This is a genomic window from Psychrobacter sp. MES7-P7E, assembly GCF_002863645.1.
Lineage (GTDB): Bacteria > Pseudomonadota > Gammaproteobacteria > Pseudomonadales > Moraxellaceae > Psychrobacter.
Genome location: NZ_PJBU01000117.1, coordinates 90,864 through 103,382, shown reverse-complemented (window position 1 = coordinate 103,382; position 12,519 = coordinate 90,864). Strand labels below are relative to the sequence as shown.

Sequence of the window (12,519 nt, the reverse complement as noted above, 5' to 3'; positions counted from 1 at the left end):
TTTAGCCCCAATTTAGAAGCGTTTATACTGTTAATAGGCTTTTTCAAACTATTAGTAAACCAGTGTTTAATGATGATGGTTTAAAATATAGTGCGCTAAACTATATCTTTATTGTTACGTTTGGCACTTTTCACATCACGATAAGTGGCCGTGCAAATTAATACGAGTACGCCAAGAGTAATGGCGGGCCAAATTAAGATATATAAGCCGTAGATAAAAACGTTGTCCATGATATCTCCTTATAATATCGCTAAGTAAGTAGCGATTAGCCAAATACTTCTGGCCAATCGGCACTTGGATAAAGCGACTTTGATTTAAGATTTAAGTGACGATGGGATTTCCGACTTTTTATCGTAATTGCCCACACGCTGCTTAATTAAGTCGAAGTCGAAGTGTTCGTCTCCCATCAGGCTGATAATCACACAGACGACGGTACTAGCGCCGTAAGCTGTTAGAGAGGCTAGCAGGACCATATATTGACGTAAGAAGCCAGTAGCGAAGATAAGCATCAGCACTAGCGTGATAACTGCGGCGACCATGCCAATCTTACGACCTAAGAATCCAAAGACCATTAGCCCAATAACAACCGCTGCACCGACACTGGCCAGTATTTCAAAGAATAGGGCGGTGACACCAGTGATTGGGAGTAATTCGAAACGGGCAACGCAAAATAAGAGTAGTCCGACGATAACTGCTGAGGTAAAGGCAGTGTTGGTGACGCGATTCCAAAACACACTGGCGATAACAGGGAAGACAATAGCCCCCCATAGTGCACCAACAAATACTAGCATGACGAGAATATCAAGCTTAAAGCTCGCAAAAATTAGTCCAGCTGCTGTCGCAACAATCATCGTGCCGCGACCAATTAGCATCATTGTTTTAGGTTTAACATGGCCTTTTTTGGCGATATTTTTACCGTAGACATCCGCCATCATAATAGTTGATAGCGCTGACAAATCTGAATCAGCAGTTGAGGACAATGAACCAATCACTAAAATAAAAAATAATGCAATAAAGACTGGATGTAGATAAGTACTAACCATTTGAGGGATTAGGTTATTCATATTGCCATCGAGTGGTTCAACACCAATAGTCACAGCCATTAATCCAATCATACCAAGGCCGATGACGATACCCGCATAGCCAACCGTAGCAGTGATAAACGTTGCTTTGATTTTGGTCTTATCAATAGCAAATAGGCGCTGAGTGATGGTTTGATTACCAATAGCATATGCCAATACCGCTACAAAATAAGGCGCACCTTGTTGAAAGAATGCCTCAGAAGAAAAGAAATTCTGTTGCTCCAAAGTCAGGTTTGACAGGCCGCTAACCATAACTTCAGGGCCGCCCATAGCAAATAATACCGCTGGGATAATGACAATACCAATGGCCATTAGAGCGACCAACTGGGCGAAATCCGTAAAGACGGATGCTCGAAAGCCTGATGTTAGCGTATAACTTAGGACACCAATACCTGCAATCATTACCCCTGTTTGGAAAGATAATGGCGAAAGAACAGATACCAAGGCTCCAGCAGCAGTAAAGTTGACCATCAAGCTAATTAAACTGCCCATAATGTTGGATATGGCTAAGATTAATTGGCTTGATGAACCGTGGCGGGCATGAATCAGTTCACCTAGTGTATGGCCATCTGGTGCCAATTCACGAAAGCGCATACCAAAAGGGTAGATGAATAAAATCATCAATGCACCCCAAAAGCCATAATGTATCGGCCCTGATACGCCGTACTTATAGCCAGAGGTGGCCGCAGCGTAAAATGAGGCTGCCCAAATCCAAGTGGCGGTCATGCTGGCTGCACCCATACCAAAGCCAACACCGTGACCTGCGACCATAAATCCAGAAGTGGTCTCTTTATCTTTTTTGATTAATAAGGACAGTAAATAGGTGCCGCCATAAAATGCTAATAATAATAAAATAATCGTTAATGATGAAAATTGGAACAATGACTCAGTTTTCAAACTCAGACCTCGCAATTGTTAGTTGATGAATAAAGTTCAGCAAAAATGAAAGATACCAAACCATTAGGAATACAGCATAGCCTACACAGTCCTCATACCGAACGTATGTGGCTAATATAAATAGCGAAAATACCAACTGCAGTGGTAAGCAAATGCTAAGTGTTACGCCCAAATCTTAATGAGACAGATACTGTCAAATCAAAAAGACAGGGACTACTTTCAATAGGCGTCAGTTAATGGGTAAACCATCACGCTATTAATAGGCATACACAAAGGTAGCTACATGCTAAAGAAAACTCATGTGATGAGTGTCTATAGCGGAATTACGAATAAGCACTAAGCCATGATAAAATGACCCGAACTCGATTTAGACAGCCTTATCAGCTGTAATAAACAATAGCTGAGAAATCTCTACTCATCTATTGCGATTGATGTGTTACTAAGCGGCATTAATAAATAAAACTACATATTTGTTAAGTGCCTGTAACATATTTGCGGGATAAGAGTAACCTATTATGTCATTAACCTCAAACATTATCCGATATTTACCAAACAATGACCGAAGATGATATATAAGTATTTATTTAAAGAGATTTAATAATATTTTTAATAAAGCATTGAAAGATAAGGTTTTATTATTAGTAGCATCGAGTGATATATCGCTATGAGCTAAGTTATAACCATGAATGGTTAGCTGAAGCTTTCATTAGAAAAATAGATAATGAGCGATAGATGATGGTTGCTCTCAATGAACAAGTAGAAGTGAATTTTTATATATTATCTTGTTTGGTATAGTAAGTGACTCGGTTATCACGTAAAAATCCAGCCAATCCAAGGCCATAACGCTCAGCCACGCGCACTGCTGTACTGGTAGGCGCTGACATGCCAACTAGCCACGGGATTTGACTTCGAATAGACTTTTGAACCAGTTCAATAGAGAGACGCGAAGTCATAAGCACACAGCTAACGTCTGCTTTTTGGCGTAATTGCCAACCGATGAGTTTATCAAGTGCATTATGGCGGCCTACATCCTCGAATAAATGTAGCTGCTGATTATGTATCGTCGCTGCGGCATGTACCGCACCTGTCAGTTGATGCGTATGTTGCGCGGCATCCACTTGTTGACGCAGTGCCAATAGGGAGTCAAGACTTGGTGCGCTCGTTTGAATGCCATTTATACCTGTCTGTTGGTTATGTTCATGGTGTAAATGGTCTTGTGAGTAAGTACTTAAATCAGGCAAAGCTTGCGTTAGTCCAGTAATACCGCACATACCGCAGCCTGTACGCCCTGCGAGCTGACGTTTCTGTGCTTGGATACGTTGATGGCAGCGTTGGCTCAATACCAACTTAACGACATATATATCGTAATCTTGAAATTGTTCTAAGCTTTGCTCAATTGATACTGAGTCAAGGCTTTCATCATTCGAATCTTGAGCAAACTTCTGGTAGCTAGCGATATCTGCAAGGTGAGTCACTTCCCAGTCGAGTAACTCGTGACTGTATTGAATTAAGCCTTCACTAAATAAGAACCCAACAGCCAAATACTCTAACTGATGAGGACTGGCCATCAACACAGCATAATGAATCCCATTAATAATGATAGAGACCGCAGCTTCTACGGCTAAGCTAGTAGTCTGAGATTCAATTTGAAGGTGAGAGTCATGAGTAGGGTTATTGCTAACTGACGGGTAATGATGCTTTTGTGCTAAGTGGCTACGAGCAAGTGGTCTCTCTGACAACCTCTCATCGTTAGACAGCTCAGGTGTAACTATCTTAGTGCTAGTTGAGTTATCTATCATAGTAGGGTCGATAAGAGCCTCACTTTGCTGAGCGTTATTTTCAATGGTTATCACGGTTTATCATGGCCTAGAAATATGAGTGTGTTTATGGTCATTTAGAGGAGTAGCCAATGAAAATGTCATTCTCATCGGCTCTCCGCAGTATGATTTACGCAGGCGTAGCTATTGATGTATTTGCCTCTACGCGCTCTAAAACGACGGTCGTCGATTTGTACGCTGGGATATGAGATTCTGGCGCATGTGTCTCCAAATCAAAGAGATCATTGCACTCAGGGTAGTAAGCGGCGACAGCGTTAGAGGCAATATCCATCTCGCTCAATACCAATGGGCCCAATATGCGTGGTTGCTCTAGGCTATCTTTAGCACGCTGGCGAGTGACTATAACACGGTCACCTTTTTGCCAACCTAAACGACTTATTTCATCGGGATGCATGAACAGCACATCACGGCGATCCGTCTGACGATAGCGGTCTTTAAACCCAAAAATCATAGTGTTAAATTGGTCATGGCTGCGGACACTGGTCAATTGCCAAATCTTTTGCGCTGTATTTTCAACATCATCGATATCGTTTGCGGCTGCCATTTGTGCAGCGACAAAAGTAATCGGATATTGTGGGACTTCAAACTGGGCTTTGCCGCTTTCGGTATTCCATACACGATGACGCGCCGCATGATACAAATGAAAGCCACGCTCAGAGGTACGAATACGCTGATTGAAGTCTTCAAATCCATTAATCGCTTGAGCGATATAGTCCCGAATAATATCGAAATCCTCACTCATCGCAAGCCAAGGAATAGACGAGTCGGCGCCGAGTACATGGGTCGCAATATCCGCTACGATTTGAGCTTCAGATTTTAGAGTATCACTAACAGGTTTGAGTTTGCCCTGAGTGGGTACGATCTGACACATGGAGTCTTCGATAGTGGCAAATTGCTCACCCTTTGTTGTGACAATACGTTCGGTACGGCCTAAGCAAGGTAGGATCAAATTGTTAGCACCGGGGTATAGCATGGTCTCATTGAGCTTAGTACCGACAAATATATTAAGCTGAGTAGTGGTTAAGGCTTGCTCAATCGCGCTGGTATCAGGGGCGGCCACTGCATAGTTACCACCCATGCCCATAAAGACTTTCAATTTACCTGCGATAAGAGCCTTGGCACCTGTGACGACATCGTAGCCATGTTCTTGTGGCATAGGGTGCTTAAACACACGCTCTAAACTGTCTAGTAAGCTTTTGCTAGGACGCTCATGGATACCCATAGTGCGATCGCCCTGTACGTTGGAGTGCCCACGTACTGGGGATGCACCAGCGCCGTCGATACCAATCATACCCATCAGCAGGAGCAAGTTGGTAATCATCGCGACATTATCATCACCCTGTACATGCTGAGTAATGCCCATGCCCCAAGTGCAAATCGTTGCTGGACTATCAGCTACCAGCTCAGCGAGATTGATAATATCTGTCTGAGAAATACCGCAGCCAAGTGTGATATCTGACCATGATTGCTCTGTTAGCCACTGTTTTAGAGGTTCAAAGCCTGAAGTATGAGTGGTAATAAACTCATGATTTATTTTATCGTTTTCGATTAACCACTTGGCAATGCCCGTCAATAAGGCTGCATCACCGCCGATTTGAATTTGAATAACGTCATCGACCATATCAGCACTTTGACCGGCTGCCATGTGAGTTGGTTTTTGTGGATTTCTGAACTTGCTTAAACCTTGCTCACGCATCGGGTTGATTGAGATGATTCGACAGCCTTGCTCATGCGCATGGGCGAGCATCTCTAGCATACGTGGATGGTTGGTCGCTGGGTTTTGCCCAAACATCAATATCAGCTTGGCTTGCTCAAAATCTTCTAGCATGACCGTCGCTTTACCAATACCTAGCTGTCTGCTTAGCATTACTGAGGTTGGCTCGTGACACATATTTGAGCAATCAGGCAAATTATTGGTACCAAAGCAGCGTACGAACAATTGAAATAAGAAGGCAGGCTCGTTAGTCACACGGCCTGATGTATAAAATAATGCCTCATCAGGTGAATCAAGCTGTCCTAACTGCTCAGCGATTAAGCTGTAAGCGGCTTCCCAAGGGATAGGAACATAGCGATCTTGCGCCGCATCGTAATACATCGGCTCTGATAAACGTCCACTGTGTTCCAGCTCGTAACCAGTCCATCCCTGTAGTTCAGTGACAGTATGTCTCGCAAAAAACTCGGCATCTGCTTTGTGGGTCATGGTCTCACTGGCAATGACTTTAATGCCGTTTTCACAGACATCGATGGCTTTGTGCGACTTATGGTCAGGCCAAGCACAGCCTGGGCAGTCAAATCCGCCTTGCGGCTGATTGCTTTTAAATACACTTATACCGCCACGCAAAAATGTCTTATAGTCCATTAGTTTTTGGGTAGATGAGATCAGCGCAGGCCAACCAGCAGCAGGGTGGGAGTAGATAGGAATTTTGCGCATGACAGACCTCATAGATAGATGACAATAGCGAAGCTTTGATAGACGACAACTATATAATGGTCAGTGAAAAGTTCATATGATCATTAACTATAGATAACAAAAAACCTCCAAGAAAAATCAATTCTCTTGAAGGTCTTTGAAGTTATCGGAAATGATTATATCCGACAGGTACAAATTTATAAGTCGTAAGTCATGGAAAGCATTAGCTTAAAAACTTAGCTCAAAATCAAACTGTCGTCTTCAACTTTTTCGCCACGTGTTTGCTCAAACATATCGAGTAGATCATGTACGGTCATGCCTTTGCGAATGTCACCAGCCACATCCAACACGACTTGACCCTGATGCAGCATAACGGTGCGTGTACCATGTGCCAATGCTTGTTGCATAGAGTGGGTAACCATCATCGTAGTCAGTTTATTATCCGTGACAATCTTATCAGTCAATTCTAAGACAAAAGCCGCAGTCTTTGGATCAAGAGCTGCAGTATGCTCATCAAGCAACAAGATTTTAGAAGGCTGCAATGATGCCATTAGAAGACTTACTGCCTGACGTTGACCACCAGAGAGTAGACCCATACGATCGGTTAGACGATTTTCTAGACCTAACTTTAAAACGGATAGTTTTTCTCGGAACAAATCGCGGTTGTTTTGATTCAGTGCAAATTTCAGACCGCGATTACCGCCGCGTTTGTAGGCCAAAGCCATATTTTCTTCAATCGTGAGCGCTTCACAAGTGCCCGCCATCGGATCCTGAAAGACACGAGCAACCCAATGCGCGCGTTGATGAGCAGACTTTTTGGTCACATCAATGCCATTTAGCAAGATTGAGCCACTATCGACACGCGTCGTACCGCTTACCGCGTTCAAAAAAGTAGATTTACCTGCGCCATTGGTACCGATGACAGTGACAAATTCACCATCAGCAATATTTAAGCTGATACCACGTAGGGCAGGGTTTTCGATTGGCGTGCCTGGGTTAAAGGTCAACCGTAAATCGGTGGCTTGCATCATAATCGTTATTCCTTATTATCTCTTCAAGCGTCACAAGTATTATCAATACTTGCTTTGACTGTCATTAGGCGCGAACTTTGCGTGATAAAAACTTGGTTTTCGCTTTTGGCAATACTAAGGCTAGTACCACGAGCAATGCGGTAATCAAGTTCAAATCCTGTGGTCCAAAGCCGATGCTACGTAGCGTATCGCTTGATAGTGCGACCTGAATAAATAGCTTATACAGTACCGCGCCGACAACAACGGCAAAGGTAATCAGCCAAATACGCTTGGCAGGAATGATGGTCTCACCGATGATGACCGCTGCTAGACCAATGACGATGGTACCGATACCGATAGAGATATCAGCGCCGCCTTGGGTCTGGACAAATAGCGCACCCGCTAAGGCAATCAAGCCGTTAGAAATCGCCATACCGATGATGGTCATCCATGAGGTATTGATACCTTGCGCCTGTGCCATTCTTAAGTTTGAGCCAGTAGCGCGCATCGATAGCCCAGTTTCGGTGCTATAAAACCAGTTTAAAAATAACATCGCGAGCGCGACGACGACACCGATAATCAGACAGCGCATCCAATAACCATTGCCGTCAGTGACTAAGCTACTAAATACCGTCGTCTCACCAAGCAAAGGTAGGTTTGGCGCACCCATAATGCGTAGGTTGACAGAATATAGAGCGACCATCACCAAGATACTAGCGAGCAGTTGCAGGATACCGAGCTTGACGTGCAGCCATGCGGTGACGATACCAGCGACTGACCCTGCTAACATACCAAAAGCACAGGCGATCCACGGGTTGATACCAGCGACGATAGAAATGCCAGCGACGGCGCCGCCTAACGGAAAACTACCGTCAGCGGTCAAATCAGGAAAGTCGAGTGTACGAAATGAAATCAGCACACCGAGTGCGACTAGGCCATAAATCAGACCACTTTCAAGCGCACCAAAAAAAGCAATTAAAGACATAAGAGATCAGTAAGTCATAACCCAGTGTCTAGCGTATGGTATCAAGATAGGTAAGTGGCAATTGCCAAAATCATCTACCTGCTAAACAGCTAAGCGGTGAATTTAACAGATTAAGCAATCTGCGGTTAGGGTAAACCAAAACAGGTCACGATTAATAACGATCATAAGTTACCTTGGTTTAAAGCTCTGATTCAAGCAACAGCAATATTCGATGAGGTAAAGTATATTTTACGCAACAAGTACCAGATAAGCCACAAGCTAAATACCGCAATATACGAAACAAGCTTATTGAAATAGGCGTTACTGAAACAAGAAGCCCAGCCTACTGATTCATAGCTGGGTTTCTTGTCTAACATTTAACATCGAAGCATAAGATAGACGATCAATTAATAAGCGTTACGGCTATCTTATAACGGCTGCTACTCTGAGCTAAATATAAAGGTGCGTTATTCTACCACTTCTTTTGCTTTATCGATAACCGCTTGTGACAAAGTAATGCCTTCTTCTTTGGCATGTTTTGGGCTGACATATAGATTAAGCGCTTGCGGGGTGTAAACAGGGATAGCGCCCGCTTTTTCACCGTTCAGGATACGCACAACGATTTTGCCCGTTTCACGGCCAAGCTCATAGTAGTCCACGCCTAGTGCAGCAACGGCACCGCGCTCAACTGAGCTAGTGTCTGAGGCAATTAGAGGAATCTTACTTTGTTTAGCGATTTGATAAAGTGATTCGTACGCTGATACCACGTTGTTGTCAGTTGAAGTATAGATCATATCGACCTTACCTTCGAGACTACGGGCTGCCATCGCAATGTCGTTACTACGCTGTGCAGGTGCTTCAAGTACATTGATACCGAGTGGTGTTAGCTTCTCTTTAAGATTTTTTAAGATAATCGTTGAGTTGACTTCACCTGGGCTATAGACATAACCGACGTTCTTTAATGATGGAATGATTTGACGCATCAAATCAATCTGTGGCTCGTACGGTAGGGCATCTGATGCGCCTGTAACGTTGGTGCCAGATCCATCTAGCTTAGGTACCAGTTTGGCTGCTACTGGGTCAGTAACTGCTGAGAATACCAATGGAATGCTGCTAGTAGAAGCGGCAACAGATTGAGCAGATGGCGTTGCGATAGCGACGATAACATCTGGCGCATCAGCGACAAATTGCTTGGCAATCTGACCAGCAGTAGCAGTGTTTCCTTGCGCGCTTTGGAAGTTAACGGTTAAGTTTTCACCGTCCTTGAAGCCTGCTTCGTTTAGCTCGTCGATGACACCTTTACGTACATCATCAAGCGCTGGATGTTCGACGATAGCGGTAATAGCAACGGTCTTCATAGCTGTCGCTGCATCACCACTAGCGGCAGCATCCGTAGAGCCATCATCTTGTGCTGATTGGTTACAACCAGTCAAGATAGCCGTACATACACCGCCTAATAATAAAGCCTTACCGAAATTAAAACGACCAAAACGATTTTGAGACAACATGGGTCTTACTCCTAAAATAATAGTGTGTCCGTACACTATATAAATAATTGACGAGCTAATAGATAGCTTACTACTTTTTATTTGGTTTCAGCATCAATATCAACATTGATGGCGTTTTTTAGTAACTCTGCTGGCAAGCTGACACCTTGTGTTTTGGCGTGCTTAGGACTGACATATAAGGTCAGGTCATTCATGACTTCAGGTTTGATGGTGTTGACCGCTTCGCCATTTAACACGCGATATACCATCTTGCCAGTGGTACGACCAAAGTCATAGTCATTAACACCAAGCGCAGCAGTCGCGCCGCGTTTTACACTGAATTCATCAGACGCGATAATCGGTAACTTGAGCTCATTTGCTGCTTGGGTCATGGCCTCAAAGGCAGAAGCAACATTGTTGTCAAATGAGGTATAGATGATATCTGCGCGTCCTTGCAAGCTGCGCGTCGCCATACCGATATCCGTTGGACGATTGGCAGGAATGTCTAATAGGGACAGACCTCTTGCTGGTAGAGCTTGTTTTAGGTTCTCACGCAATGACACTGAGTTTGCTTCACCTGGGCTATAGACATAACCGATGGTTTTTAAGTCAGGCTTTATTTGCTGTAATAAATCTAATTGCGGCTCTAATGGCAGCTGGCTTGATAGTCCAGTCAAATTGCTTTGAAAGGGCTTGCCATCTGCTGTGATGAGTTTGGCACCTAGCGGATCTGACACAGCAGTATAGATAATAGGGATAGTGGTGGTCGCGGCTACCACTGACTGCGCAGAAGGCGTTGAGATTGCTACGATCGCATCAGGGTTGTCTCCTGCAAATTGTTTGGCAATCTGTCCTGCAGTCGCTGTGTTTCCTTGCGCACTTTGAAAGTTAACAGTTAGGTTTTGACCTTCGACATAACCATTATCTGCCAATTCATCAATAATCCCGCGGCGCATATCATCTAATGATGGATGCTCAACGATTTGAGTAATGGCAATTGATTTGGCAGGTTTGTCTGTAGCCGTGCTATTTTCAGCAGTCGCTGCGGTCTCGGTAGAGGAGTTTGAGCAGCCGATTAGTCCAAGTGTGCTAATGGCACTAAGAGCAACGCCATATAGGCTTAAGCGTAGAGTAGAAGCGATAGTCATTATTAGGTTAACTCATAGGTTATATCAATCGCAAAAACCAAATGGATACTGCCAGACTGACTGAGCCTACTAACTTATATAGTATTCATTTTGCTCATCTGTTTGGTGTACTTTGGTTTTTTGCCATGATATTGAAGAATGCAGATTAGCCAAGTCAATGCTATGTTGATGCTGAGATAGCAGGCTAACAATTAAATAAAGTAATCGTTCCATCGATTATTATGTTCATATTATGACAGTAATGTAAGTTATCGCAATAAAAAATTAATGTGTGGCGGTCATGGTGATGGATAATAAAAAAATCATCACTTCTTTTTATCTTATCAAGACGCGTAATGCATTGAAGCTCTTATGTAGATCTAAATATAAAGGATGCCACTAAGGTACTTTTGTTTGCTCAAACCATATGCAAAACGCTTACAGCCTAGCAACGCATCTATTACGTACTCACTTCATAATTAACGTAAGCTAATTTTCATACGAGAAACATGATAAGTCTAAAGATAATCCAGTCATTTTGGTGACATTGTGCTGCCATAGTGAATACAAAATAGACCTTATAGTTTATCTAAATTTTTCGAATGACTATTTTAAGGATAATATAATGAACACTGCTAATCTCAAATTATTAACCATCGCTGGTATCACTGCTACTTCTTTGATTGGATTGCCTGCTATGGCAAAAGATGGTCATGGAAACGGGCACGGTAATGGACATGGTAATAGCAAAGGTAACTCTGCCCATGTCAGTAAAAACTATAAGCATAATGGCAACGCCCACCCAAGTATTAACGCTTATCGCAATGCTAGCCCAAATGCTTCATTTAAGCGTGATCTTGATAGATACGGTTATAGAGTAGTCGGCAAGATTGATAGAAGGGATTATGACCGTTCTGTCGTTTTAGATCGTTATGATGACCGTTACGTTCGTATTCGTACGCCAGAAAACAACATTGTGACGGTGATTAATGATACGTTGCAGATCATCGATATTTTGAGCAGATAAGTATCAGGCTTGGTTTTTAGCCATTTGCTAAATCAGCCATAAAAAAAGATGCCACTTAGGGCATCTTTTTTTAAATGATGTTAATGATAATATCTAGACTTTGTTACCAATAACTGCAGGCAAAGGTATAACAGCTTCTAGTTTACAGTTATTGCTTCTGTCACCTGACCAGTATTTACGAGCCATTTCATACGTACCAATAACAGAGCCGCCTAAGTAAAGTAGTTTTTGATCTGCTATAAAAGCATTTTTGATTTCTACCTCGAATATAGAATGTTTGTCGCCTAAAGACGAATTAAATTCTCTTGCATCATCTAAGTTACACCATGCAAACATTGACTGCAGGCGAGAAGGAAGTTGAGGAAACTCATTTCGACGGACAAGCTCAAATACGGCTTCAATCATCGGTGTTGTGGGAGCTAATGGTAAAGGTTCCCTTGTCATATTTTTAAAAATAACTAGACACTCTTTGATTAAATATTGTATACCATGAAATGATAAACCTTCAGGGTAAAGCTGTTCTATTCTAGCGATTGCATCTTCTTCATCATATATATCTTGAACAGTCCATATTTTATGGTCAGAATAGTTTTTTTGAAGCGAAAAGACCATATTTTGATCTATATTATTTGAGCGATCAACTGTATAGAACTTTGACAAGTTTACATCCTTCTAGT

General features: G+C 42.9%; 10 protein-coding genes. 1 reads left to right on the top strand and 9 read right to left on the bottom strand.

The window, feature by feature from the left end; genetic code table 11:
* Positions 1-95: 95 nt before the first annotated feature.
* The 8 genes from CXF62_RS14885 to CXF62_RS14545 form a co-directional block, all read right to left on the bottom strand.
* A complete protein-coding gene (locus CXF62_RS14885) occupies positions 96-230 on the bottom strand; it encodes a putative transporter small subunit (protein WP_219621825.1) in 135 nt (44 codons plus the stop codon).
* 84 nt (positions 231-314) lie between these two features.
* A complete protein-coding gene (locus tag CXF62_RS14575) occupies positions 315-1,964 on the bottom strand; it encodes a sodium:solute symporter family protein (protein WP_322868758.1) in 1,650 nt (549 codons plus the stop codon).
* A 785-nt stretch (positions 1,965-2,749) separates the two neighbouring features.
* Positions 2,750-3,832 carry a formate dehydrogenase accessory sulfurtransferase FdhD gene (locus tag CXF62_RS14570; protein WP_228153262.1) on the bottom strand — a complete coding sequence of 361 codons (1,083 nt, stop codon included), beginning with the start codon at positions 3,830-3,832 and terminating at the stop codon, positions 2,750-2,752.
* Between the two features lie 94 nt (positions 3,833-3,926).
* Positions 3,927-6,248, bottom strand: coding sequence for an FdhF/YdeP family oxidoreductase (locus CXF62_RS14565; protein ID WP_102094942.1), 2,322 nt, complete (start codon positions 6,246-6,248; stop codon positions 3,927-3,929).
* A gap of 215 nt (positions 6,249-6,463) precedes the next feature.
* The gene (locus tag CXF62_RS14560; RefSeq protein WP_057759272.1) at positions 6,464-7,258 is read right to left on the bottom strand and encodes an ABC transporter ATP-binding protein; all 795 of its coding nucleotides are present in this window, start codon (positions 7,256-7,258) and stop codon (positions 6,464-6,466) included.
* Positions 7,259-7,322: 64 nt separating this feature from the next.
* A complete protein-coding gene (locus CXF62_RS14555) occupies positions 7,323-8,222 on the bottom strand; it encodes an ABC transporter permease (RefSeq protein ID WP_102094941.1) in 900 nt (299 codons plus the stop codon).
* A gap of 446 nt (positions 8,223-8,668) precedes the next feature.
* Entirely contained in the window at positions 8,669-9,709 is a 1,041-nt protein-coding gene (locus CXF62_RS14550; protein WP_102094940.1) for an ABC transporter substrate-binding protein, read from the bottom strand.
* 77 nt (positions 9,710-9,786) lie between these two features.
* A complete protein-coding gene (locus tag CXF62_RS14545) occupies positions 9,787-10,836 on the bottom strand; it encodes an ABC transporter substrate-binding protein (RefSeq protein WP_102094939.1) in 1,050 nt (349 codons plus the stop codon).
* Positions 10,837-11,440: 604 nt separating this feature from the next.
* Here CXF62_RS14545 and CXF62_RS14540 point away from each other — a divergent pair.
* On the top strand, positions 11,441-11,842 hold the full coding sequence (locus CXF62_RS14540) for a hypothetical protein (RefSeq protein ID WP_102094938.1): 402 nt from the start codon (positions 11,441-11,443) through the stop codon (positions 11,840-11,842).
* A 93-nt stretch (positions 11,843-11,935) separates the two neighbouring features.
* Here CXF62_RS14540 and CXF62_RS14535 read toward each other — a convergent pair whose 3' ends face one another.
* Positions 11,936-12,502 (bottom strand): DUF2441 domain-containing protein, encoded by a 567-nt coding sequence (locus tag CXF62_RS14535; RefSeq protein ID WP_102094937.1) that lies wholly within the window; start codon positions 12,500-12,502, stop codon positions 11,936-11,938.
* Between the last annotated feature and the right edge of the window lie 17 nt (positions 12,503-12,519).